Consider the following 24,998-nt stretch of genomic DNA (forward strand, 5'->3'; position numbering starts at 1 on the left):
CCAGGGCCAGAGGCCTCAGGCTGAAACATAAGGTCGGAGCATTAAGACGAACGCCGATTGGCTCTATTCCCAGGCCCTGGATTTTTATTTTGCGGGACGGGGAATAACCTTCAACGCCGGACGTCTCTCTAGTCCCAGCGTAGTGACCAGCCAGACGCCCATGCATGAACTCGACGAACAGTTACGTGAACTCATTCCCAGGTTGCGGCGTTTTGCCCTGTCCCTGACGCGCAACAGCAGCAGCGCCGATGACCTGGTGCAATCGACCCTGGAGCGCGCCATCGTCGCCTGGGCCGATAAACGTATCGAGGGCGATCTGCGCGCCTGGCTGTTTTCGATCCTCTACCGGCAGTTCCTCGACGCCCACCGCCGCAACCGCCGCTATGCGCGCATGCTCGAATTCTTCACCGGCCGCGATGACGTGCAACCTTCGGTGGAACGCACGGTGCTGGCCCAATCCACCTTGCAAGCCTTCGACCAACTGAACACCGAACAGCGCGCCCTGTTGCTGTGGGTGTCCGTCGAGGGCTTGAGCTACAAGGAAGTGGCCGAGATCCTCAAGGTGCCCATCGGCACCGTGATGTCACGCCTGTCCCGCGCACGCCAAGCGCTGCGTCAACTCAGCGATGGCGAAATGACCGGCCCTGCCCTGCGGAGACTCAAATGATCAGCCTGCCCCCCAGCGAACGCGATTTACACGCCTACGTCGATCACCAATTGCTCGACACTGATCGCCGTGTGCTTGAAACCTGGCTGGCCAGCCACCCCGAAGTGGCGGCCCAGGTACAGGCCTGGCAACAGGATGCGCAGCTGCTGCGTGCGTCATTGAGCGGCGCCCTGCAACAGCCGCACAACCCAGCATTGGACCCGGCGCTGATTCGCCAGCGCATCAAGAAACAGTCCCGTCGGCACCTGGCAACGGCGGCGTTGTTACTGATCGCCGTGAGCCTCGGCGGGTTTGGCGGTTGGCACGCCCGTGAAGCCACCCAGCCGCCGCTGTTGCCGATGACCGACGCCATGCAGGCCTACCGCCTGTTTGCCCAGGACGGCATCATGCCCGCCGACTACAACGCCCAGGACCGCGGCACCATGCAGGCCTGGCTCGACCGTTACTTCAACCAGGCCCATCGCCTGCCCGACCTGAGCCAAGCCGGCTTCAAGCCGGTCAGCGGGCGCCTGCTCACCACCGACCAAGGCGCGGCGGCCATGGTGCTGTATCAGGACGCGCAAGGCCGGCGCATCAGCTTCTATATCCGCCCGCCGGGCCCGAACAATGGTTTCCTGCCTCGCGGCAGCCGCAGTGCCGATGGCTTGCAGGCCGACTACTGGTCGGGCGGCGGCTACAACTATGCGATGGTCAGCCCGGTGGATCATGCCGCCGCGTTACAGACGCCATTCTAGAAACCGACGTCCAGCACCACGTTATCCAGGTAGGTGCCGGCCGGTGGGGTGGGCTGATCGGTGTAGACCCTGGCGTTGTAGTTGTACACCTGGCTACCGACGCCCAAGCCGTTGCCAGGGTTGACCTCGGCCGTGGAGCTGGCCCGCCGCGCCGCGCCGACACTGCCCCAGCGCGTGGTGCCGGCACTTTTGAAAATGTCATAGGCCAGGTAATTGCCGCCGGAAACCATACGTCGCCGGCCGCCGACACTCACCGGGTTCTGGCCATCGCTCAAGCCCACGGTATAGGCGCTGCCCTTGGTGCAGGCGATGTTGATGGTCTGCCCGCTCACCGCGGTAAACCCACTGACCACCGGCGCGCTGCCGAAGCTGATATTCGGGGCGGTGATCTGGCAGTCGTTGGTCACGGTCATGCTGACGGTCAGCGATGCCGTGCCACTGCCAGTGTCACGTCCCAGGCAAATGCCGCCAAGGCCGATCCCCGAGCAATAATTCCACACCCAGGCGATGCTCAATGTCTCGGTGTACACCCCGGCGGCGACGTTGCTGCCGGTGATGCTGCTCAGGTACAGCGGTACGGTTTTCGCGCCGGGTCCTGCGATCAGGCCAATGCTCTGGGCGATGCCGCCAGCGCCACCGAAATCGAATTGGCTGCCACGGGTGATGGGATAGCTGGTGCTGTTGTTGCCATAAATCGTATAGCTGATCACATCACCGGTCGGCCCGACCATGCCACTTTGCGACGATGTGATCGTGACGTAAAAGTGGTCGGTGGACACCAGCAGCGATATCAACGCTGAGGTGCAACTCAACCCCGAATTAGTCGTAGAGCTGGTTTGCGCGGCGGTGCGCACCGTCATCGAGCTGATTGAGCCGAAACTGGCCGGCACGGTGGACACCACCGAACACGCCGCCATCGCCTGCCCGCAAAACAACAAACCTACGCCATATAACCCTACGCTGCCCCTCACCTGAACACTCCCTGTTCAACCCCTCATTGGCACACTAATGGCCCGATCAAGGGCACGTCCTGTTGCTGCTCATCAATATCGAATGTCGCCTGGCAGGTGCGGCCCTCACCGAGGGTGACCTGCAAGGTGTTGTGCGCGCTGAGGTTTTCCAGATACACCAGGCCATCCCAGCCGACCACCGCTTGGGTGTTGCTTTGCTCGTGCACTACCAGGCTGCCCAGCGGCAACTCCTGATGCTGGCGGTCCACCAGAGTGATGCTTGCAGCGAGCACCCGGCGCAGGGGGAATTCCAGCAAGTAACCGCTGCCACGGCGTACCGATACGCGCTGCTCAACATTGGGGCTTTGCACATTCGCCGGCAGGTTCAAGGGGTCGATCTCGTATTTGCCGCGGTAATAGGCACTGCTCCACGGCACCAGCAAATGGCCGTTGCGGTCGGTCTGGCCCACCAGCTGGTTTTCGTAGCGCACCGGAATCCCGGCAAAGCCCTGGGTGCTCACTACCACAAAGGCGTCATTGATGCGGTTGGCGGCAAAGGTTTCGCCGCCCATCCACACCAGCGAGCCGCTGGCATCGGCCCAGCGCGTCATGGCCTCACTGCTGCCGTACACGCCGGCCTGCAACTGCACCGACTGCAAGCGCCAGGTCAGGTCGGCCTGTCGATAGCTGGGGGCATCGCCCTGGGCATAGCCGAGGTTGTAGCCCACCCCGCCTTCGCTGGGCACCGCGCGGCTGTAGTTGATGCGCTGGCGACTGGCGCCGTCCTTGCTGCGCTCGGTGCTCAAGGCCAGGCTGCCGTTGAGGTCGAACGGGATGACCAGTTGCGCCTGCATGGCCCAGTTACTGTCACCGATTTCGCGGTTGGCTGACAGATAAAAGCTGGTGTTGCGCCACAACGGTTTGCTCCAGCTCAGGTTGAGCAGGCGCGTGCGCGAGTCGTCCGCCGCCTGCACGTCGAAATAGCCCAGGCCCAGGCTGCCGAAACGTTGAAGGTTGAGGCTCAAGGTCACCTGCTCGCTGCGCTTGCTGAGGCTGGCGTATGGGGTATCGACCAGGGTCAGGTCGGCGTAGTCGTCGCGACGTTCCACCCGTTGGTACATAAAGCTGTAGCGCGTGCTGTTGTACTGGTAACCGAGGCTCAGTTGCTGGCCCGTGCGGCTGTCGAACTGGCTCTGGCTGAGGGCGGTATTGAGCACGCCGAAGTTGCCCAGGCGCAGGTTGCCGCCGAGCCCGCCGAGGCTCAGGTCGCTGGAGGCTTCGGCGTGGCTCTCCAGGGTCAGGTTATCGGAATAGCCATAGCGGAACGTGCCACTGGCCACGCCCGGTCCGTAGCCGAAGTCCCGTAGGGTGTAGTCACGGCGCAAGGTACCGGCGGCCAGCGAAAAGTCCGTCAAGCCTTGTTGCAGCAAGGTGCTGGTGACGTAGAACGGTACCGTGGTCGACACTTGGCGGCCCAGGGCATCGGTGGTGACCACCACGGCCTCGCCGGCACCGTTGATGAATGGGATGTTGGTCAGGGTGTAGGGGCCGGGTTGCAGTCGCGCGCTGTCGGATTTGTAGCCGTTGATAAACAGGTCCACCGACGAGGGCACCGCCGCCTCACCGGCAAACTGCGGCAAGGGGTACGTGACCAGGTCGGGGCGCACGGCAAAATCCCGGGACAGTTGCACCCCGCCCAGGCGCACCGAGCTACTCCAGGGCAGCGCGCCACTGATCACGTCGCCGGCCTCGTAGGTCAGCAGGCGCTCATCGTCGGAAAAACGCCAGGTGGTGTCGTAACGTCGGTAACCATTGTCGAGGGTGCCGCCGCTGATTCCATCGGACAGGGTCTGGCGCAGTTGCCCGGTGTTGGACAAGGTGCCCCAGGTGTCGAACAGCCGTACTTCGTTCCAGGCCGCGAGGTAACTGCCGCCATCGTCGGTGTCATTGAAATACACGTCATAGTTGAGCAAGGCGCCGAAGCTGCTCATGGCCTGGGTACGCGGATAGGTATTGCGGTTGCCGATGAACTGTTCCTGCAGCCAGGAGGGCGGCACATCCAGCAGCAGGCGCTGGCCGTTGCTGTCGTAGTCGCTGTGCAGGCCCGGCACCTGGTCCAGGGCCACACTGCCGACGGGCTCACCGGGCAGCTTCATGCCCACGTCCTGCAACGCGCTGGCCGGCACAAACAGTTGGCCGGCGCGCTGCTCGACCGCGATGACGCGGCCGGTGTCCATCTGGTTGACCACCAGTTCCAGAAACAGCTGTGCATCGGCAACTGCCTCCATGCTGCCGGGCGGCGGCGGCAAGTCGCCCGCCATCGCTGCGCCCCACAGCCCGCTTGCCACTGCCACCGACGGCCATAAAACCCGAGCCCAACCACGACTCACCATGGCGTTGTGTCCTTCAATGGACATCTCCATCCTGTGAAAACCCGGGCGTGTGCCCGTTGCGCTACATCACGGCTATCGCTTGGGCGCCAGGCTCTCCAGTTGCGGCGCGCCGTTGACCCGGACCTGCAACGGCTGGTCGGCCGATACGGCATCCGGCACCGGCCAGCGCATGCTCGCGCCCGGCAGCACATAGCCGAGCAAGCCGTCCACCAACGGCCGGGTCTGCCCACCCTGTTTGAATGACGCATCGGTAAGCCGCGCATGCACGGCGCCCTGGTTGCGCACCTCGATGTAGTTGCGCCCTGCCACGTTGACCTTTTGCCAGCTCAACTGCGGCTTGCCCGCGCCCTTGGGGTCACGTTGGCGGGTGGCGCCGTCCTTGCTCCACAGGCCAGCGCCGTAGGCAAACAATGGCACCGAATAGCGCATCTGAAAGCGAATCGCCGCTGCCGTGTTCTTGCCCACAGGCGGCGCCGGCACCTGCAGCGCCGAGGGGATTTCGTCAATGATGATGCGATAGGCCAACTCCTGCCCCGGCGGTACCTCCCGGGTGCGGGTCAGGCGCACCAGTTGCTTCTGGCCCGGCTCAATCTTGGCCACCGGCGGGCTGCCGATCACATCGCGCTGGTTCTGGTACTGCTCGTCGAAACCGTTCTGGCTCCAGGCAAACACGCGGATCTGCAGGTTGGCGGTCTCGGTGCCACGGTTCTCCAGCCACAGCGCGCTGGCCTGTTGGTCAGCCTCCAGCACCGGGTCGATGGGCCAGATCAGCACCGAACTGGCCGCCTGTACAAACCCTGCCGAGCACAACGCCCCCAAGGCGAAACCCGCGGTCCATAACCGTCGCAAAGCACAACCCATGACACCCCTCCTTAAACCGTTAGCCCTACCACGTCAGCTGCACCTGCAGCGTGTCGCTGTACGTCCCCCCAGGCTGATTGCCCGGTAAAACCACCCGCCCGTAAATCGGCAGGCTGATGTTGCTCGCATCGCTGTAGGTCACGCTGACGCTCTGGTTGATGCCCAGGCTCTGGCTGAACGCCGCATCGCGAAACAATTGGTAAGCCACCCGCGCGCTGCCACTGTTGAGCTGCAAATTGCGTCCGGTGCTGCTGTAAAGGCCGCCATCCACGCTCATGCTCAGGGCCACGCCCGGCGTGCATTGCAGGGTTACGCCGCCAGTGAGAGCCGCTGTGACCGTGCTGGTGGCCAGGGCCGAATAGCTGCCGTAGGCCAAGGTGCCGTAGTTGGCGCCGCCGCCCACGATCAGACAGCCCGGCGTGATGGTCGCACTCACCTGGAAGCTCTGGTTGACCACCGCCGACAGCGGCAACGGCATCGCCAGGCCGATGGCGAGCAACACCCTGGGCCACATTGTTAGAACGTCAGTTCCACGGCCACGGTGTCGGTGTAGGTGCCCGCCGGCAGACCCTCCTTGCCCACCGCCCGGCCGTAAAGGTTGACGGTCTGCGCCACGCCGGTACTGGTGGCGAGGGTCACCACGCCGTCAATCGCCAACAGCGCTGAACGCCCGCTGTCAGTGTAGAAATCGTAAGGCACGAAGTTACCCACGCCATCGGCCAGCGCACGAGTACCACCGGGGGAAGCACCATCGTGGGCGCCGGCACGTACCTTGATCGTTGGCGCGGTGCCAGCCGAACACAGGATCGACAACGCGCCGCCGGTACCGGTGCCGCCGAGCAACTGGGCGTCGGCATTGGTAAACAGGCTGTTGGTGGTACCGAAATTCAAGCTACCGAAATTCAGCCCGGTGGCCGCCCCGGAGCCATTGACCTGGCAACTGGCGATCAAAGTCAGGCTGGAACTGATCTGCCCGGTCACCGTGGTCGCCGCGTTCAGGCTGGACGCCAGCCCCAGGCCCAGGGCACAGAGGCCGATTCGCGATACAAGTACATGCATGATATCCATCCTCATGGTTTACCAATCCAGAGTCACCGTCAGGGTGTCTGTGTAGATGCCGGCCGGTAGGGCCCTGGTATTCGCCACCACGGAACCGAATACCGGGATCGGTACCTGGGAGCCCTGGGTCACGACGAAATTGCGTTGCTGGCCGATCCTGTAGGCACTGCGCCCCTGAGCATCAGCCGACAGTCGATAAGGAATGGTCTGGCGGCCATTGCTCAGGCGCCGCGTGGTGCCGTCGCCATTAGCGCCGCCGTCGATGGTCACCGTGAAACTGCTGACCACCGAGGGGTTGCAGGACACCGACAGCGGCGCCTTGTCGGCATCGGAAATCGACGCGCCCAGCGTGTTGCTCCAGGTCGGCCCCTGGCTGCCGAAATCCATTAGCGCCGTGCCGCCCTCAGGCGTGACCGGCGCGGTTTCCACGTCTTTGCTCACTTCGCAACTGGCGGTGATCACCAAACGCGCGTGGACCTGGCCGTTGACCACCGCCGCCTGCGCGTCATCCGCCAGCAACAGCAGACCGCCCAGGGCCGTCACGGCCAGGTAGCGGCTTACCATGTGACCGTGACCTTGAGCAGGTCGGAATAATGGCCGACGGCGGGAATGCTTTTGAGCGGTTCGATGCGGCCATACAGCGGCAGGTCGACAGAGCCGGTGTCCGGCACGCGGCCGCTGATCGGCACGTCCACCAGCAAGGGGATCAGCCGCGCGGCGTCGGCATAGATTCGATAGGGGATGGGCCGACTGGAGGGCGCCGGATTCGCAAGATAACGCACTTCGCCGACACCGCCATGCAGGCCGCCGTCAACGCGCACTTGGTAAGGCGTGTCGGGGTTACATTCCAGGCGCGGTTGGCGTTGGCTGATCAGGGCCGCACTCAGGGGGCCGGCCGGGTCATCCAGACGCGGGCCGCTGCCGAAATCCAATACGCCAAGTTGCTCGATACCTGCACTACGGGTGGTGCCCACCAACTGGCAACCCCGTTGCACGTCGATGCGCACCTGCACCTGGAGCTGCGCAGCAAACACCGTGTTGCAGAGCATCGTGCCCATGACAGCCAATACCGCCGGTCCCTTCACAGCCCCAATTCCTTATACAGGGGTGACAACTGTGTATGAGGTTAGCCAGTTAACGCGAAAGTGCCAGTTTGCATGGCTTGGGGCCCTTCCCTATTGGTCAAATGGCATCGAGCGTCCTACAGTGAACGACCACCGCAATACAGAGTGATTATTCTTGGCCGTGCTTGCCCTGCTCCAGCGCCTGCTGGGTAAAAAAACCGACGCCTCGGGCGCCTCGCCTATCCCGGCGTATTTTCAAAAAAAAGCCGTACAACAGGGCTATACCCTCAGTGATGGGCAAATCCGGGCGATTACCGCCCTGAATCGCGAGGCCCAGCACCTGCTCAACGGCCAGGCCACGCGCAGCCTGTACCTGCACGGCCCGGTGGGGCGCGGCAAAAGCTGGCTGTTGGACGGATTTTTCCAGGCACTGCCCATCGCCGAGAAACAGCGCGTGCATTTCCACACCTTCTTCGCCCGGCTGCATCAGGGCATGTTCCTGCACCGCGAGCATGACGATGCCTTGGGCGTCACTCTGGACGAGCTGCTGGCCGGCTGCCGGGTGCTGTGTTTCGACGAATTCCATGTGCACGATATCGGCGATGCGATGCTCATCAGCCGCCTGTTCAAGGCCCTGTTCCAGCGCAGCGTGCTGGTGCTGGTGACCTCCAACTACCCACCCGAAGGCTTGCTGCCCAACCCGCTGTACCACGAACGCTTCAAGCCGGTGATCGAGCTAATCGCCTCGCGCATGGAGGTGCTGGAAGTCAGTGCGCCTCAGGACTTTCGCAGCCTGGCTCAGGCCCACGCCCAACAACGCTTCACGGGCGGCCAGTATGTATGGCCAGGTACGGCAGGCCAGCGTGAAAGCCTGGGCCTGCCTGCCACAGATTGCCCGGCGCAAACCCTGAAGGTCGGCACTCGTCAGTTACAGTGCCGAGGCCTTCAGGCACGAACCATCGCATTTACCTTCAACGACCTGTGCCAACAGCTCACGGCGGTCATGGATTACCTGTTGTTGTGCCAGGACTTCGACCACTGGATCATCGACGGCCTGCCGCATCTGGCCGAATGCCCCATCGCCGTGCAACAGCGCTTTATCAACCTGGTAGACGTGCTCTACGACCAGGACAAGCAACTGACACTTATCGGTCACCAGCCCCTGGATAAATGCCTGGAAGGCCAGGCCATCGACCTCGCCCGCACCGCCAGCCGCCTGCGCCAATTGCACACGCTGTCCCCGCAACCCGCGCCCGAGCCGCTATCATGAGCGCCTTTTACGCCTCCTTCCGAGCACTGCGCCCTGCATGAATACCCTCGCCCAACTCAAGGCTGGCCAATTGGCTGGCGTTACGCGCCTGGACCTGGCCTGCGGGCTGACCGAGTTCCCCCGGGAAATCTTCGAACTGGCCGATTCGCTGGAAATCCTCAACCTCACCGGCAACGCCCTGAGCAGCCTGCCCGACGACCTGCACCGCCTGACACACCTGCGTGTGCTGTTCTGTTCGGACAACGCTTTTACCGAACTGCCCGAATGCCTGGGCCAGTGCGCCAAACTGAGCATGATCGGCTTCAAGGCCAACCAGATCAGCCAGGTAGCCGCCGCCGCCCTGCCGCCACAGTTGCGCTGGCTAATCCTCACCGACAACTGCATCAGCCAATTGCCCGATGAACTGGGTCAGCGCCCGTTACTGCAAAAATTGATGTTGGCCGGTAACCAGTTGACCGACCTGCCGCCAAGCCTGGCCCAGTGCCAAAACCTGGAGTTGATCCGTATCGCCTCCAACCGCCTCACCCACCTGCCGCAGTGGCTGCTGACCCTGCCGAGCCTGACCTGGCTGGCCTATGCCGGCAATCCGGTGGAAATGGCAGTGCAGGTAAGCGCTGACGAGGCGACGCCGAACATCGCCTGGCAGGAACTGGAAATGGGCGAAGTCCTGGGCGAAGGCGCTTCGGGGATCATTCGCAAGGCGCTGTGGAAACCCCGTGTGTTGCCAGTCGCGGTCAAGCTGTACAAGGGCACCATCACCAGCGACGGTTCACCGCTGCATGAAATGCAAGCCTGCATCGCTGCCGGGCTGCATCCCAACCTGATCAAGGTTGAAGGACGCGTCATCGGCCACCCCGACACCCAGGCCGCGCTGGTGATGGAGCTGATCGACCCGAGTTACCGTAACCTCGCAGCCCTGCCGAGCCTCGCGTCGTGCACGCGGGATGTCTACGAACCCACCATCGGTTTCAGCCTGGACGTGGCACTGCGCATGGCGCGGGGCGTTGCTTCGGTGGCGGCGCACCTGCATCGGCACGGCATTACCCATGGTGACCTGTATGGTCACAATATTTTGTGGAACGCAGCGGGTGATTGCTTGCTCGGAGACTTTGGCGCGGCGTCATTCCATGCCACGGCGGACACCCTGGAAACCCGTGCGCTGCAGCGTATTGAAGTGCGGGCGTTCGGGGTGCTGCTGGGGGAGTTGTTGGAGCGGGTTGAGGCCAGTGACGAAAGCTTGCAGGCACTGAAACAACGCTGCTGCCAGCCGGATGTACTGGCGCGACCGAGCTTCGAAGAAATCGAAGCCATGCTGAAGTCTATTCAGCGCCACTAAACCAGTGTGGGAGCGGGCTTGCTCGCGAATGCGGGGTATCAGCCGATAAATACTTGGCTGAAGTGCCGCATTCGCGAGCAAGCCCGCTCCCACATATTAACCGCGTGTACTCAGATAGAAATCAGCCCGCCAGGCCGACAAACATATCCTGCACATCATCATGGTTGTCCAGGCCTTCCAGGAACGCCTCGACTTCAGCCATCTGCTCATCGGTCAAACCGCTGACCGGGTTCTTGGAGATATAACCCAGCTTGGCCGACAGCACGGTAAAACCCTGCTCAGGCAAGGCTTTCTGCACGGCATCCAGGTCGGTGGTTTCAGTAATGAACAAGGTGGCGCCTTCTTCACCCTCTTCAAAGTCCTGGGCACCGGCTTCGATGGCGGCCATTTCTGGATCGGCGTCTGGCGTGTCCGGCGATGCTTCGATCAGGCCCACATGGTTGAAATCCCAGGCCACCGAACCGGAAGCGCCCAGTTGGCCCTTGCGGAAGGCCACGCGGATTTCCGCCACGGTGCGGTTGATATTGTCGGTCACGCACTCGACGATCAAAGGCACCTGGTGCGGCGCAAAACCTTCGTAGGTCACGCGGTGGTATTGCACGGTCTCACCGAGCAGACCGGCGCCCTTTTTGATCGCGCGGTCCAGGGTTTCCTTGGGCATCGAGGCTTTTTTGGCCTGTTCCACCACCAGGCGCAGGTGCGCGTTGGTCGCGGTATCGGCGCCGTTGCGGGCGGCGATGGTGATTTCTTTCACCAGCTTGCCGAAAATCTTGCCCTTGGCATTGGCTGCCGCTTCTTTATGTTTGACTTTCCACTGTGCGCCCATGACTCACTCTCTTATTTCCATCGCGCCGAAACGTCTACTGGCCGGCGCTTTGGGGGCAGAGTTTATAGCGCGAGAACGCTTCGTTCCACCAAAAAACCGGCCAGGGTACTCAGGTGCGCAAGGGTTTGATCACCGCATTGCGGTCCGGCACAAAATCCCCGGCCTGGGCCAGTACGGCGGGCCTGGCATTCCAGTAGGGCATCAGCACCAGCGACGAAAACAGCGCCGCACCGGCAAACACAATAAATACCGTAACGGTATCGAAATAGCCTGGCAGCAAACCACCCAGGATCGCCCCCACCGAACCGCAGCCGTTGACAAAGCCCGCAGCGGTAGCGCCGGCCTTGGCGGTGCCGAAGTCGATGGCCGCCGTGCTGCTGATCATCGAGTCCGGCCCATACAGCGTCAGCCCCATGACAAACAGCAACGTCATCACCAGCACCACACTGCCGGTGTGCAGCGCGCCCATAAACAACGCCAGGGCAACCGTCAGCGCCAACAGGCTGAGCACACAGGCGGGCATGCGCCGAGCACCGAACAGTTTGTCGGAGGCCAGGCCGATCAACACCGGCCCCAGTAAACCGGCCAGCTCAAACGCGGTGGGCACGATGGCGGCGCCGACCTTGCCCACCGACGGCATCTGCTCGTAGACGATCACCGGCCCCCACAACAGAATCGCGTAGCGCGCCGGTTTGAGCAGGAAGTACGCCAGCCCCAGGGTCAACACCGTACGGTTGCGCAGGATCGCGCGCAGGGGTTCGAGTACGCTCACGCGCTGTTCGGCGGCCAACTGCTCGGCGCTCAGCACCGGCTCGGGCTCGACTGCCGGCAAGCCCACATCCTGTGGAGTATTGCGCTGGAACATAAAGAACAGCACGGCCACCACCGCGACCACTGCGGCGCTGGAAATAAACGCCGCATGCCAGCTGCCGATCAGCGTATAAGCCCACCAACCGGCAAACGGTGACGCGACCAACCCGCCAAATGCATAACACGAACTCCACAGCCCCAGCACCCGCCCCCGCTGCTGGGCCGGGAAGAAACTACCGAGGTTCTTGCACAACCCCGACCAGCCAGTGGACTGGGCCAAGCCCTGTACCAACATGCAGGTGACAAAAATCGGCAAGGTGGCAAAGGTGCCCATCACCAGCGCCGCGCCTGCGGAAATCAACAAGCCACCGAGCACCACTACCCGTGGCCCGAAGCGGTCTGCAAGCATGCCCCAGGTGAACTGGCCCACCGCATACGCTGCGAGATAGAGGCCATCCAGGTTAGCCATCGTCATTTTGTCGAGGGGGAAACTCGGGTCGTCGCCAATCCCCAGCTTTGCCACCGAAAAGGCTTTGCGGGTGAAATAGAACGCGGCGTACGCCAGCCAGGTAATGGCGAAAATCTGCACGCGCCAACGCTTGATACTACCCATAGGGATATTCATGGTGGTTCTGACCTCAGGTGTGAGTGTGCCGGCAGAATCGAAAGAAAACGCCTGTTGTTCTTATGGTTGAGCACTGCAATGCCGGGCCTTGGATAGCGCGGTATTGGTCAGATGGGTGCGATGTGCCTGCGCCCATGGCCGCCGTGGTTGTAGGACTCAACCTACGGCGGCTGAGGTGCATCAAAACAATGGCTGACTCATAGGTAAAATCGATTTATCGTATTTCAAATATAAGCTCAGGTTTTAAGAGGACGCACCATGTCGGTTTCCCATGCCCAGCTCAAAGCCTTCCATGCGGTAGCCATTCACGGCAGTTTTACCGGGGCTGCAGAACGGCTGTTCCTGACCCAGCCTGCGATTTCCGACCAAGTGCGCAAACTTGAAGAGCGCTTCGGCGTATTGCTGTTTCACCGCAACAAGCGTTCGGTGCGCCTGACCGATCTGGGTGAACGCCTGCTGGGTATCACCCAGCGCCTGTTTGTGATCGAGGCCGAAGCCGAAGAATTGCTGCAGGATTCGCGTGCCCTGCTCACCGGAACTCTCACCCTGGCGGTGGATGCGCCCGTGCACGTCCTGCCGCAGATTGCACGCTTCTGCCAGCGCTACCCTGGGATCAGCGTGAAGATCGAAACGGGCAATACCGATGAGTCGCTGTCGCGCCTCTACAACTACCAGGCCGACCTGGCGCTGTTGGGGCGCGACGTCGATGATGTGCGCCTGTTGTCAGTGCCGCTGCCCGACGACCAACTGCTGGCTTTTGTCGCACGGGACCATGCCTGGGCCGGGCGCGAGTCGATCTGCCTGGCCGACCTCGATGACACCCCGCTGGTACTGCGGGAAACCGGCTCGGTCACCCGTCAGACCCTGGAGCAGGAAATGCGCCAGGCCGGCCTGCGCATTCGTCCGGCGATCCAGGTGGAAGGCCGCGAGGCCGCCCGTGAAGCCGTGGTGGTAGGGATTGGCGTGGGCGTGGTGTCGGCGGCAGAGTTCGGTGCCGATGCACGGGTGTACGCCATGCCGATCCGCGATTGCACCCAACGCATGAAAGAAACCCTGGTGTGCCTGAAAGAGCAGAGTTCACGCCGTGTGGTCGCGACCTTTCTGGAGATTGTGCGTGAGAGCCTTCACGCCAACTCGAAAAACGCCTGAATCAAGCGCAGCGAGCGACGGCGCTCCATGCAGCCGAGCATATGCCGGTTCAGCAGGCCATCGCCCAGAATCGGTACCGCCTGCACACGCGGGTCCGGGCTGACCTCCATCGACGACACCACGCCCACGCCCAACTCTGCCGCCACCGCCTCGGTCACAGCTTCCCGACTGTCCAGTTCCAGCAGCACTTTGGGCTGCACATTCGCCGCCAGGCAGGCGTCGTCAAAGGTGCGGCGGGTGGTGGAACTGGGCTCGCGCAGCACCATGATCACCTCATGCAACTGCGCCAGTTCAATACCGTCGGGCTGCTTGGCCCACGGGTGTGCGGCCGGCACCAAGGCGCAAATCCGTGACTGGTCCAGGGGTTGCAAGTGCAGGCCATTGCGCGGTTCCACCTCGGTGAGCACTGCCACATCCGCATGTTCGGACAGCAACGCCGCCAGGGTTTCCTGGGCATTGCCCAAACGCAGGTTCACGGTAATGCCGGGGTAGCGTGCGCGCAGGCTGGCGATCATCGGCATCACCAGATGGGGGCCGTCCGCCGCCACTTCCAGGCGCCCGGTGAGCAACTGGCGGTTGGCCTCCAGCAAGGTTTGCGCCTCGTCGACCAACCCGAAGATAGCCCGCGTGATGGCCGCCAGGCGTGCGCCCTCCTCGGTCAATTCCACCCGGCGTGCGGTACGGCGCAACAGCGGGATCTGGTAGTGCTCCTCAAGCGCCTTGATATGCCCGGTCACCGCCGGCTGGCTGATAAACAGCCGAGCCGCCGCGCGGGTAAAACTGCCCTCACGGGCCACAGCATCGAATGCACGCAGTTGGAACAGATTCATAGCTATCGGCCTCACTGATAGCTCGCATAACAACAAACAATTTGATTGATGACAAGCCAAACTGCAATTTAGGCGCCGTAGCTTGAACCCCAACACCTTGCGAGGATTTGACATGCCCACTGCCGCGCCGATCCTGTTGACCCCCGGCCCCCTGACCACCTCGAACCGCACCCGCCAGGCGATGATGACGGACTGGGGCTCGTGGGACGACCGCTTCAACCAGCTCACAGCCAGTGTGTGCAGCCAGTTGCTGGCGATCCTCAACGGCGCCGACAGCCACCACTGCGTGCCGTTGCAAGGCAGCGGCACCTTCGCCGTCGAAGCCGCGATCGGCACCTTGGTCCCCCGCAATGGCAAGGTGCTGGTGCTCATCAACGGCGCCTACGGCAAACGCCTGGCGAAAATCTGCGAGGTGCTTGGCCGCGAATTCAGCACCTTTGAAACCGCCGAAGACGAGCCCACCACTGCCGCCGAAGTGGATCGTCTGTTGCACGCCGACAGCGCCATCACCCATGTCGCGCTGATCCATTGCGAAACCAGTACCGGCATTCTCAACCCGTTGCCGCAGATCGCCGAGGTGGTCAAACGCCACGGCAAGCGCCTGATCATCGACGCCATGAGTTCCTTCGGCGCGCTACCGATTGATGCCCGTGAAATCCCCTTCGACGCGCTGATCGCCGCCTCGGGCAAATGCCTGGAAGGCGTACCGGGCATGGGCTTTGTCTTTGCCGAAAAAGCGGCGCTGGCTACATCCCAGGGCAACTGCCATTCCCTGGCGATGGACCTGTTCGACCAGCACACCTACATGGCCAAGACCGGACAATGGCGTTTCACCCCGCCGACGCACGTTGTTGCCGCCCTGCATGAGGCCTTGGGGCAATACGCAGAAGAAGGCGGCTTGCCTGCTCGTCATCAACGCTATGCCGACAACTGCCAGACATTACTGGACGGCATGGCCGCGCTGGGCCTGCGCAGCTTTCTGCCAGCGGCGATCCAAGCGCCGATCATCGTCACCTTCCACGCACCGCAAGACCCGCGCTACCAGTTCAAAGCGTTCTATGAGGGGGTCAAAGCCAAGGGTTTCATTCTGTACCCGGGCAAACTGACCCAGGTGGAAACCTTCCGCGTGGGCTGCATAGGCCATGTCGATACCGCTGGTATGCGCGCGGCGGTCAAGGCTATCGCCGACGTGCTGCAAGAACTGGAAGTGCTGGATATTTGATTGCCCCCATTACCCACAGGATCTGAACCATGAACTATCAAAACCCCAACACCCTCCAGGCCGTTATCCTCGACTGGGCCGGCACCGTGGTCGACTTCGGCTCCTTTGCGCCCACGCAGATTTTTGTCGAGGCCTTCGCCGAGTTCGACGTGCAGGTATCTATCGAGGAAGCCCGTGGCCCGATGGGCATGGGCAAGTGGGACCACATCCGCACCCTCTGCGACCAGCCACAAGTTGCCGAACGCTACCGCAAGGCGTTCGGCCGCACGCCTACCGACGACGACGTGACCGCCATCTACCAGCGCTTCATGCCGCTGCAGATCGAGAAAATTGCCGAGCACTCGGCCCTGATCCCCGGCGCCCTCGACACCATCGCCGCCCTGCGCGGCCAAGGCATCAAGATCGGCTCCTGCTCCGGCTACCCCAAACAGGTGATGGACAAGGTCGTGGCCCTGGCCGCCACCAACGGCTACGTCGCCGACCACGTCGTGGCCACTGACGAAGTGCCCAACGGCCGACCATGGCCGGCCCAGGCGCTGGCCAACGTGATCGCCCTGGGCATTGATGATGTGGCGGCCTGCGTGAAGGTCGACGACACCGTGCCGGGCATTCTCGAAGGTCGCCGTGCCGGCATGTGGACGGTGGCCCTGACCTGCTCGGGCAACGCGCTGGGCCTGACCTACGAGCAGTTCCGCGCCCTGGACACCGACACACTGGCCAGCGAACGCCAGCGCATCGAAGCGATGTTCGAAGCTTCACGCCCACACTACCTGATTGACACCATCACCGATCTGCCACGGGTCATCAGTGACATCAACCAGCGCCTGGCCCGCGGGGAAATGCCGCAGGCCTACTGACCGAGGTCAAGACAACGGCATTGGCAACAAGCGCAGCGCTCAGAACAGGCATAGAGTTAATGCACTCCATCGCTAAAGAATGGAGGTATGCCCTGATGAGTGAGGAACACAGCGATGCCGTGGAAAAATTCCGATACGCGCTACAGCACCATGTCGATTGCGTTGCACTGGTTGATGGTGGTGCTGCTGGCGGTGGTTTACGCCTGCATTGAACTGCGCGGCCAATTCCCCAAAGGCAGCGGCGCACGCACGCTGATTGTGGAAATGCACTTTATGCTCGGCCTTACCGTGTTTGTGCTGGTGTGGCTGCGCCTGTTCGCACGCAGCCTGGGGGTGGCGCCGAAGATCGTGCCGGCACCGCCGCAATGGCAGAATCTGCTGGCGAAGCTGATGCACTGGGCGCTGTATGCGTTGATGATCGGGTTGCCGATTGCCGGTTGGTTGATCGTCAGTGCCAAAGGGCATTCGGTGATGTTCTATGGAATGGAATTGCCGCCGCTGATCGCGCAAAACAAGGCGCTGGCCGAGGAGATTGAAGGCTGGCATGTGCTGTTCGCCCAGGTCGGTTATTGGTTGATCGGGCTTCATGCACTGGCGGGGATCTTTCATCATTACGTGATGCGCGATAACACGACGCTGCGCATGATGCCGGGTGGGAGGAGGCTTTAACCCAGCCAATTAGCTCCCCTGTGGGAGCGGGCTTGCCCGCGAAGGCGGTGTGTCAGTCACAGTACCTCTTACTGCACTACCGCTTTCGCAGGCAAGCCAGCTCCCACAAGGGGTTTGCGCCAGTCGCTGAAGCCTCGGCGGCCTTGCAGGCCGCCGGTATGGATGAAGATCAGGCGCGTGCCGGGGGCAAAGCGTCCGGCCTCGATCTGCTGTTTCAATGCCAGCAGCGCCTTGCCGGTGTAAAGCGGTTCCAGCGGTAGACCGTACGTTTGTTCGGTGCGCTGGATGAAGTCGAGCAACAGTGGATCGGCTTTGGCAAAGCCGCCGCGACTGGCGTCCAGCAATGCATAACCGTCCTGCACGATGGCACTCACGTTCTGCGCCACACCGTGGTCATCCGGCACCGCCATGGCGCCATATACCGGATGCGCGCCCGCCTCCGCCAGTGCCAGCCCGGCCAGTGTCGTGCCGGTACCCGCCGCCAACCACCAGGCGTCGTAATCGCTCCAACCGAGGCTGTCCAGTTGCGCCCGCGCCTGCTCGATCAACACGCCACAGCCCTGCGCACCGGCCAGCCCACCGCCGCCTTCGGGTATCGGATGAAAGCCAGGATACTGCTCGCGCCAAGGCAACCAGAAACCCGCTTCATGCCTCGCCCGATAACCGCCATAACCGAGCCAATGCAGCTGCATGCCAAACGCTTTGAGGTCGAGAACCGTGGGGGTGTCTTGAGGATGGCCCCGCAGCAGGCCGACCGTGGAAAAACCAAAGCGCTTGCCCGCCGCCGCCAGCGCATGCAAATGGTTGGAGTACGCACCGCCGAGACTCATCACCCCGGTGGCCCCAGCGTGTCGGGCCTGGGCCAGGTGCTCGGTGAGCTTGAACCACTTGTTGCCACTGATCAGCGGGTCGATACAGTCCAGGCGCAGCACGGCCAACTCGACTCCGCTCAGCCAGTCCAGGTGCAAGGGTTCAAGGGGCGCATTGGGAAGCCAGTCGAAAGGGCCCATCGGCAGGTATCTGAATGAAAAGGGGGCGGTAGTCTACCACCGCCCCTCTTGGCGTATTACAGCTCTGCAGCCAGGCGCGAGCCCTGGTTGATGGCGCGCTTGGCGTCCAGTTCGGCCGCCACATCGGCGCCACCGATCAGGTGCACGTTCTGGCCGGCGGCGACCAGGCCGTCGTGCAATTCGCGCAGCGGGTCCTGGCCGGCGCAGATGACGATAGTGTCCACCGCCAGGACTTGCGGTTCGCCCTCGGCGCCGATGCGGATATGCAAGCCTTCATCGTCGATCTTCAAGTACTCGACACTGTTGAGCATCTGCACCTGCTTGTTCTTCAAGCCCGTGCGGTGGATCCAGCCGGTGGTCTTGCCCAGGCCATCGCCCACTTTGGAAGCCTTGCGTTGCAGCAGGAACACTTCACGGGCCGGTGCATGGCGCTCGGGTTTGATCCCTGCCACGCCGCCACGTGCTTGCAGTTGGGTGTCGATGCCCCATTCTTTCCAGAACGCCTCGCGATCCAGGCTGGTGGATACGCCTTGGTGGACGAGAAATTCAGACACGTCAAAACCGATGCCACCGGCGCCGATCACCGCCACGCGCTTGCCCACCGGCTTGCGCTCGAGGATCACGTCCAGGTAACTCAGGACCTTGGCGTTATCGACACCGGGAATCGCCGGGGTACGCGGTGCGATGCCGGTGGCCAGGATCACTTCGTCATAACCGCCCGCTACCAGTTGCGCAACGTCGACACGGGTGTTGAGGCACAGCTCGACGTGGGTGGTCTGCAATTTGCGTTTGAAATAACGCAGGGTCTCGAAGAACTCTTCCTTGCCCGGCACGCGCTTGGCGATATTGAACTGGCCGCCGATCTCGCTGGCGGAGTCGAACAAGGTCACCTGATGCCCGCGCTCGGCGGCCACGGTAGCCGCGGCCAAACCCGCAGGGCCTGCGCCGACGACCGCGACCTTTTTGATCTGCTTGACCGGCAAGTAATTGAGCTCGGTTTCGTAGCACGCCCGCGGGTTGACCAGGCAGGTGGTGAGCTTGCCGCCAAAGGTATGGTCCAGGCATGCCTGGTTGCAGCCGATGCAGGTATTGATCTCATCGGCGCGCCCGGCGGCGGCCTTGTTGACGAACTCGGGGTCGGCGAGAAACGGCCGCGCCATCGAGACCATATCGGCGTCGCCTTCGGCCAGGATCTGCTCAGCAATTTCCGGGGTGTTGATGCGGTTGGTGGTGATCAGCGGAATCTGTACCGAACCACGCAATTTGGCCGTGACTTTACTGAACGCACCACGGGGTACCTTGGTGGCGATGGTCGGGATACGCGCTTCGTGCCAGCCGATACCGGTGTTGATGATCGTCGCACCGGCCTGTTCGATGGCCTTGGCCAACTGCACGATTTCTTCCCAGACGCTGCCGCCTTCCACCAGGTCGAGCATCGACAGGCGGAAGATGATAATGAAGTTCGGGCCTACGGCTTCGCGTACGCGGCGCACGATTTCCACCGCCAGACGCATGCGATTTTCAAAGCTGCCGCCCCAACGGTCGGTGCGATGGTTGGTATGGGCAGCGAGGAACTGGTTAATGAAGTAGCCTTCGGAGCCCATGATTTCGACGCCGTCATACTCGGCGACCTGGGCCAGCAGCGAGCAGGTGACAAAATCCTGGATCTGCTTTTCGATGCCCTCTTCATCCAGTTCCCTGGGCTTGAACGGATTGATCGGCGCCTGGATAGCGCTCGGTGCCACCTGCTTGGGGCTGTAGGCGTAACGCCCGGCGTGGAGGATCTGCATGCAGATCTTGCCACCCGCGTCGTGCACGGCTTGGGTAACGATCTTGTGCTTGCTCGCCTCTTCTTCGGTGGTCAGCTTGGCTGCACCGGCGTACACGCCGCCTTCATCATTAGGGCCAATGCCGCCAGTGACCATCAAGCCTACGCCGCCACGGGCGCGCTCGGCAAAATAGGCCGCCATACGCTCGAAACCGCCGGGCTTTTCTTCCAGGCCGGTGTGCATCGAACCCATCAGGGTACGGTTGCGCAAGGTGGTAAAACCCAGGTCCAACGGGGCCAGCAGGTGCGGGTAGGCAGCAGCGGTCATGGTACAGCTCCACAACGGATCATCACGGGACGTGGCGCACTCGAACGGCGTGCCATCGGTTTATGTCCCACAGACTAAGAGGCGGTGGACCACGGCTCAATGACTGAAACTGACAAGTTATTGATCCAAATGCACAGCGCCCCTTGGCAAGCCACGCCATGGGCCCTACCCTAGTCGCGAACCCTGCACCTGGTCTGTTGTCTGTTGCCCCATGCGTAAACTTCTAGCGTTCACCGTCATCATGGCCCTGGTTGCCTCCCTCGCCGCGTATCTGGTCTGGACCCAGGAGCGCCCCGTGGCGCATTACCTGTCCGACCTGCGCATCACCCTCGCCGTCAACGAGGGCGAACCCGCCGACCGGGGTAACCTGCTGGGCATTCAGCCAGAGCTGTTCCCTGCCGACTACCAGAGCCTGGAACGCCTGCACCTTAAGCTGTCGGCCTACCTGCAAAATGCTCGGGACCTTGGGCTGATCAATGCCAAGACCGTTGTAGTGCTGCCAGAACATATCGGCACCTGGCTGATGCTCGGCGGAGAAAAGAATGAGCTGTACCAGGCCGCTCACCTCAAGGACGCCATGAACTGGCTGTCGATCAGCAACCCGCTGCAATTTGCCAAAGCCTGGATCAGCGCCACTGGCGACAACCGCATGGACGATGCGTACCTGCGCATGAAAGCCCCGGCCATGGCCCGCGACTATCAAGTGTTGTTTGGCGGCCTCGCCAAAGAATTTGGCGTGACCCTGGTGGCCGGTTCCATCGCCCTGCCCAACCCGAGCGTGATCCAGGGGCAACTGGAGATCGGCCACGGCGCGCTGTACAACGCCAGCGTGGTGTTCGCCGCCGACGGCTTGCCGCTGGGCCAGCCGCAGCGCCAGCTTTACCCGATCTACGATGAACGTGGCTTTATCGAACCTGGCGATGAGCATGTCGTCAACGTTGTCGATACCCCCGCCGGGCGCCTGGGCATTCTGGTCGGCAGCGACAGCTGGTACCCAGACAACTACCGCAAGCTTAATGAGCAAGGCGCGCAATTGATCGCGGTACCCGCTTTTGTCACCGGCCGCGATACCTGGGAGCGTCCGTGGCGCGGTTTCAAGAGCGTGTCTACGCCCTCAGAAGTGAGCCTCAAGCCTGAAGAAACCAGTGAGGGCGCGGCCTGGCGTCGCCTTACCCTGATCAGCCAGCCGCCTGTCAGCGAAGCCACCGCGGGCATGAGCGTCTTTCTGCGGGGGCAATTCTGGGACCTGGGCAGCGCCGGCCAGAGTTTTCTCAGCCACAATGGGCAAGTCTTCGCCGATGGCGACGCCCGTGGTGCGCGCCTGCTGAATATCTGGCTGTAGCGCCTTGAAGCCGGTGCGCCTGGGGGATCTGTCGGTGGGCTTTGTGCACACCCTGGCCGACGCCATCCACAGCCACGGCCTGGACCCACAGCCCCTGCTGCTGCAATACGGCCTCGATCCAGCTCGCCTGGCTGAGGCCGGCGCACGCTTGTCGATCCCGCGCTACATGCGCCTGGGCCACGCGGCCATCCAACTGACCGGCAATCCCGGCCTGGGCCTGCGTATGGGCCAGCTCAGCCGCTTGAGCCAGGCTGGTCTTGCCGGCGTTACTGCCGCCCAAGCGCCCACCGTGCGCGAAGCAGCACGCACGCTCACACGCTTTGAAGCACTGTACGGCTCCAACTATCGCGGGCAATCAAGCTTTCATGAAGACGCCGAAGGCGCGTGGCTGAGGTTTTATTCCATCAGCCCCTACAACGCCTATAACCGCTTTGTGGTGGATTCGATCATCGCCGGCTGGCTGCAGCAATTATCTGGCCTGGCCCAACAGCCGGTGCAGGCCCAGCGGATTGAAATCGAATTCGACGCGCCGGACTACCACGACCACTACAGGGTGCTGGGAGAGGGCGTGGTCCACTTCGGCGCCGAGGTCAATCAACTGCGCCTCAGCCAACCCACCCTGGCGCTGCGCAACCCGCAGCATTGCCCAAGCACCTGGCACCTGTTGCTACAGCTGTGTGAAAGGGAACTAGAGCAGTTGACCCGCACCCGCAGCCTGCGCGAGCGCATTACCCGGTTGCTCGGGCCGATGCTCAATGGCGGCCGGGAACCCGACCTGGAGGAAGTGGCGGCACGCTTGAAGCTGCCAACCTGGACATTGCGGCGCAAACTGGCCGAGGAAGGCACGCAGTTTCGCGCGATTCTCAATGACACCCGTCGCGACCTGGCCATGACCTACATTCGCGATACGGAACTGGCGTTCGGCGAGATCGCCTACTTGCTCGGTTTTGCTTCGGCCCAAGCCTTCCAAAGGGCCTTCAGACGCTGGAACAACCAGACCCCAGGGGAATTTCGCCGCAGTCAGCGCCACTCCGCCTGAAGTCGGTGTTACAGCTCAGTGGCATCGTCGGCAGGATCCAGTGGGTCTAGCTCGAATGCCTGGTACTCCAGCAGTTCTTCCTGGTAATCGTCCATGGTGGACTCCTTTTCGTGTTGAAAGCGGTTGCAGATTAATGACCTGCGAACCCAGCCTAAAGTGCCGTCATGACGAAAAAATGTCGACGTCGTGACATTCCTGCTCTTCAGGATTAAACGTAGCGGCGATCACTGGATTTAACTTAACGGCGTCCTCGGTCAAAATGTGGGAGCGGGCTTGCTCGCGAAAGCGGTGTGTCATTCAACACACTTGGCGACTGTTACGCCGTATTCGCGAGCAAGCCCGCTCCCACATTAGAAGAGCATTGCGTTATTGCGCAGGCATCGGAAGCGGTGGAATCGCTTCTGTCGGGGCCGGCAAGGCAGGATCAGTCGGCGCCGGTGCAACCGGAGCAGGCTCTGTCACCGGTGCAATCGGTGCAGCCTCAGGTGGCGGCGCTAGCGGCTCTGCAGCGGCAGGCGCTACAGGCACATCCTTCGGCGCCTCGACCTTCTCGGCTGCCGGAGTGGCCTTGGGCTCGGGCACGCCGAGGTCGGCCTTGGGCTGCTCGGGGATATGCTCGGCCTGCTTTACTTCCTGCGGCAGGAACACGTCCACCAACGCGAAGTAACGCTCGTAGAACTTCGGTGCAGAGACGGTCTCGCTCGCCACCTTCACCATCGAGTCGTCGGTGGAGCCAATCGGCATCGACACCGAGCCCAGCACGCCCACACCGAGGCTCGCGGAGTTGTTGACCTTCTTCAGCGCATAACGGTCCTGCAAGGCGTTGGCAAACATCGTCGAGTGATTGCTGCCCTTGCCATCAGCAGCGCACACCACATTGAAACTGATCTGCAGATGGGTCTCGCCGGTCTGCTGGAAGCTCTTGTTGCCGGCCACCAACTTCGGATCGCTGCTGGTGATGATGTAGCCCTGGCTCAGCAGGGCACGGCGCGCAGCTTCACAGGCCGCCACATCGCTGACCGGGTAATCGCGGGAAAACGTACCGGAATCGTCGAAATTCTCATGTTCATAGATAGCGGTCTTGGGTGACGAGCAGCCCGCGGCGCCCGCCAGCACCAGCGCCAACCCGAGATTGCGCAAGTGAAATGATGTCGACATTGAAAATCCTGAAGAAAACGGTCCGGACGGTATTGTGCAACAGAACGCGACATTGAAGCGCGATTCCTGTCGGTAAAACATCTCAAGCTCAGACAGCGGCGTCAGTAGGAAAAAGCCCGGCGCACATATGATCGATAAAAGCCCGCAGCTTGGCCGAAGCATGGCGACTGGCCGGCCACAGCAACCAGAAACTGCCGCGATGTTCGAGGTGCTCATCCAGCACCCGTCGCAAACGCCCATGCTGTACGGCCTGGCTGACCATGTAGTCCGGCAGGCACGCAATGCCCAGTCCTTCTTGCACCACATGATTGAGGGACTCGATGGTGGTGCTGACCAGCGGTGCACGCAGGTTCAGTTCTGCCGCCCCCGGGACATGACGCAGCGGCCAGGGCTCCAGCTTGCCGGTGGCGCAGAATTTGTGCCGCAGGCAGGCGTGATGATTCAGGTCCTGTGGCCGATGGGGGGTGCCGTGCTGGTCGAAGTAGCCGGGCGTACCGACGAGGACCAACTGGTAATGCCCTAGATGGCGCACCATCAAGCGCGAATCTTCTGGCTTGCCGGTGCGAATCACGGCGTCGAAGCCCTCCTCTATCACGTCCACCATCCGATCGGAAAAATCCACATCCAACTCGATGTCCGGGTAGGCACGCATAAAATCGCTGATCACCGGCATCAACAAACCACGCACTTGGGGCACACTGATCCGCAGCTTGCCGCGAGGCTTGGCAGTGACCTCAGTCAATTCCTGTTCGGCCGCTTCCAGCTCCGCCAGGATGCGCCGCGAACGTTCCAGGAACAGCGCGCCCTCGCTGGTCAGAGTGATGCTGCGGGTGCTGCGATGAAACAACCTGACGCCCAGGCGCTCTTCCATCCGCGCAATGCTTTTACCCACCGCCGACGATGACACGCCCAGTGCGCGGCCCGCAGCGGTAAAGCTTAGGGTTTGCGCGACCTGCACAAAAACCGAGAGGCTGCCCAGATTGTCCATGGTGATGCCTTTGCCGATTGCGGACATCAACGTCCGATAAGTT

At 62.2% G+C, this 24,998-nt stretch carries 24 protein-coding genes; 10 read left to right on the forward strand and 14 right to left on the reverse strand.

Annotated elements, in window-relative coordinates:
• The first annotated feature begins 160 nt into the window (after nt 1-160).
• The gene (locus tag CLM72_RS16810) at nt 161-667 is read left to right on the forward strand and encodes a sigma-70 family RNA polymerase sigma factor (RefSeq protein ID WP_054897273.1); all 507 of its coding nucleotides are present in this window, start codon (nt 161-163) and stop codon (nt 665-667) included.
• The gene (locus CLM72_RS16815) at nt 664-1,401 is read left to right on the forward strand and encodes an anti-sigma factor (RefSeq protein WP_105227204.1); all 738 of its coding nucleotides are present in this window, start codon (nt 664-666) and stop codon (nt 1,399-1,401) included. The genes CLM72_RS16810 and CLM72_RS16815 overlap by 4 nt, the downstream gene beginning before the upstream one ends.
• On the opposite strand, the gene CLM72_RS16820 is transcribed toward CLM72_RS16815, so the two are convergent.
• From CLM72_RS16820 to CLM72_RS16850, 7 genes are all read right to left on the reverse strand, one after another.
• On the reverse strand, nt 1,398-2,318 hold the full coding sequence (locus CLM72_RS16820; protein ID WP_105229151.1) for a spore coat U domain-containing protein: 921 nt from the start codon (nt 2,316-2,318) through the stop codon (nt 1,398-1,400). The two genes, CLM72_RS16815 and CLM72_RS16820, sit on opposite strands and share 4 nt — an antisense overlap.
• Nucleotides 2,319-2,395: 77 nt before the next feature.
• Nucleotides 2,396-4,744, reverse strand: coding sequence for a fimbria/pilus outer membrane usher protein (locus CLM72_RS16825; protein ID WP_105229152.1), 2,349 nt, complete (start codon nt 4,742-4,744; stop codon nt 2,396-2,398).
• Between the two features lie 72 nt (nt 4,745-4,816).
• Entirely contained in the window at nt 4,817-5,605 is a 789-nt protein-coding gene (locus CLM72_RS16830; protein ID WP_105227205.1) for a molecular chaperone, read from the reverse strand.
• Nucleotides 5,606-5,630: 25 nt separating this feature from the next.
• Nucleotides 5,631-6,119, reverse strand: a complete 489-nt coding sequence (locus CLM72_RS16835) for a spore coat U domain-containing protein (RefSeq protein WP_054897269.1) — start codon at nt 6,117-6,119, stop codon at nt 5,631-5,633.
• Between the two features lie 2 nt (nt 6,120-6,121).
• Entirely contained in the window at nt 6,122-6,664 is a 543-nt protein-coding gene (locus CLM72_RS16840) for a spore coat U domain-containing protein (protein WP_105229153.1), read from the reverse strand.
• A gap of 18 nt (nt 6,665-6,682) precedes the next feature.
• Entirely contained in the window at nt 6,683-7,228 is a 546-nt protein-coding gene (locus CLM72_RS16845) for a spore coat protein U domain-containing protein (protein WP_105227206.1), read from the reverse strand.
• A complete protein-coding gene (locus CLM72_RS16850) occupies nt 7,222-7,713 on the reverse strand; it encodes a spore coat U domain-containing protein (RefSeq protein ID WP_105229154.1) in 492 nt (163 codons plus the stop codon). The genes CLM72_RS16845 and CLM72_RS16850 overlap by 7 nt, the downstream gene beginning before the upstream one ends.
• 190 nt (nt 7,714-7,903) lie before the next feature.
• Between CLM72_RS16850 and zapE the strand changes: the two genes are divergently transcribed.
• Nucleotides 7,904-8,998, forward strand: coding sequence for a cell division protein ZapE (gene zapE / locus CLM72_RS16855; protein WP_105227207.1), 1,095 nt, complete (start codon nt 7,904-7,906; stop codon nt 8,996-8,998).
• A gap of 37 nt (nt 8,999-9,035) precedes the next feature.
• Nucleotides 9,036-10,334, forward strand: coding sequence for a protein kinase (locus CLM72_RS16860; protein ID WP_105227208.1), 1,299 nt, complete (start codon nt 9,036-9,038; stop codon nt 10,332-10,334).
• 121 nt (nt 10,335-10,455) lie between these two features.
• Here the strand turns inward: CLM72_RS16860 and CLM72_RS16865 are convergent, their stop codons facing one another.
• Nucleotides 10,456-11,160, reverse strand: coding sequence for a YebC/PmpR family DNA-binding transcriptional regulator (locus CLM72_RS16865; RefSeq protein ID WP_003192227.1), 705 nt, complete (start codon nt 11,158-11,160; stop codon nt 10,456-10,458).
• A 109-nt stretch (nt 11,161-11,269) separates the two neighbouring features.
• Nucleotides 11,270-12,595, reverse strand: coding sequence for an MFS transporter (locus tag CLM72_RS16870; protein ID WP_054897266.1), 1,326 nt, complete (start codon nt 12,593-12,595; stop codon nt 11,270-11,272).
• A gap of 258 nt (nt 12,596-12,853) precedes the next feature.
• On the opposite strand from CLM72_RS16870, the gene CLM72_RS16875 reads away from it, so the two are divergent.
• Nucleotides 12,854-13,744 carry a LysR substrate-binding domain-containing protein gene (locus CLM72_RS16875; protein WP_034127935.1) on the forward strand — a complete coding sequence of 297 codons (891 nt, stop codon included), beginning with the start codon at nt 12,854-12,856 and terminating at the stop codon, nt 13,742-13,744.
• Here CLM72_RS16875 and CLM72_RS16880 read toward each other — a convergent pair.
• Nucleotides 13,720-14,574 (reverse strand): LysR substrate-binding domain-containing protein, encoded by an 855-nt coding sequence (locus CLM72_RS16880; RefSeq protein WP_105227209.1) that lies wholly within the window; start codon nt 14,572-14,574, stop codon nt 13,720-13,722. The genes CLM72_RS16875 and CLM72_RS16880 overlap by 25 nt on opposite strands.
• A 112-nt stretch (nt 14,575-14,686) precedes the next feature.
• Between CLM72_RS16880 and CLM72_RS16885 the strand changes: the two genes are divergently transcribed.
• The 3 genes from CLM72_RS16885 to CLM72_RS16895 all read left to right on the forward strand — a co-directional run bounded on the left by CLM72_RS16885 (nt 14,687) and on the right by CLM72_RS16895 (nt 17,322).
• A complete protein-coding gene (locus CLM72_RS16885; protein WP_105227210.1) occupies nt 14,687-15,796 on the forward strand; it encodes a 2-aminoethylphosphonate--pyruvate transaminase in 1,110 nt (369 codons plus the stop codon).
• A 29-nt stretch (nt 15,797-15,825) separates the two neighbouring features.
• A complete protein-coding gene (phnX, locus tag CLM72_RS16890; protein ID WP_057974942.1) occupies nt 15,826-16,653 on the forward strand; it encodes a phosphonoacetaldehyde hydrolase in 828 nt (275 codons plus the stop codon).
• Nucleotides 16,654-16,767: 114 nt separating this feature from the next.
• Nucleotides 16,768-17,322: a cytochrome b gene (locus CLM72_RS16895; protein ID WP_105227211.1), complete on the forward strand. Its 555-nt coding sequence runs from the start codon at nt 16,768-16,770 to the stop codon at nt 17,320-17,322.
• A 68-nt stretch (nt 17,323-17,390) separates the two neighbouring features.
• Here the strand turns inward: CLM72_RS16895 and CLM72_RS16900 are convergent, their stop codons facing one another.
• Nucleotides 17,391-18,332 carry a 1-aminocyclopropane-1-carboxylate deaminase/D-cysteine desulfhydrase gene (locus CLM72_RS16900; protein ID WP_105227212.1) on the reverse strand — a complete coding sequence of 314 codons (942 nt, stop codon included), beginning with the start codon at nt 18,330-18,332 and terminating at the stop codon, nt 17,391-17,393.
• 56 nt (nt 18,333-18,388) lie between these two features.
• A complete protein-coding gene (locus tag CLM72_RS16905; RefSeq protein ID WP_105227213.1) occupies nt 18,389-20,428 on the reverse strand; it encodes an NADPH-dependent 2,4-dienoyl-CoA reductase in 2,040 nt (679 codons plus the stop codon).
• A 211-nt stretch (nt 20,429-20,639) separates the two neighbouring features.
• On the opposite strand from CLM72_RS16905, the gene CLM72_RS16910 reads away from it, so the two are divergent.
• A complete protein-coding gene (locus CLM72_RS16910; RefSeq protein WP_105227214.1) occupies nt 20,640-21,770 on the forward strand; it encodes a carbon-nitrogen hydrolase family protein in 1,131 nt (376 codons plus the stop codon).
• 4 nt (nt 21,771-21,774) lie between these two features.
• On the forward strand, nt 21,775-22,809 hold the full coding sequence (locus tag CLM72_RS16915; protein ID WP_019819480.1) for an AraC family transcriptional regulator: 1,035 nt from the start codon (nt 21,775-21,777) through the stop codon (nt 22,807-22,809).
• A 366-nt stretch (nt 22,810-23,175) separates the two neighbouring features.
• Here CLM72_RS16915 and CLM72_RS16920 read toward each other — a convergent pair whose 3' ends face one another.
• Together CLM72_RS16920 and CLM72_RS16925 are read right to left on the reverse strand one after the other, a co-directional pair.
• Nucleotides 23,176-23,967: a DUF2242 domain-containing protein gene (locus CLM72_RS16920; protein ID WP_105227215.1), complete on the reverse strand. Its 792-nt coding sequence runs from the start codon at nt 23,965-23,967 to the stop codon at nt 23,176-23,178.
• Between the two features lie 88 nt (nt 23,968-24,055).
• Nucleotides 24,056-24,955 carry a LysR family transcriptional regulator gene (locus tag CLM72_RS16925; protein WP_177430953.1) on the reverse strand — a complete coding sequence of 300 codons (900 nt, stop codon included), beginning with the start codon at nt 24,953-24,955 and terminating at the stop codon, nt 24,056-24,058.
• Nucleotides 24,956-24,998: the final 43 nt, after the last annotated feature.

Origin of the sequence: Pseudomonas sp. MYb193 (assembly GCF_002966775.1) — a bacterium.
Taxonomy (GTDB): domain Bacteria; phylum Pseudomonadota; class Gammaproteobacteria; order Pseudomonadales; family Pseudomonadaceae; genus Aquipseudomonas; species Aquipseudomonas paracarnis.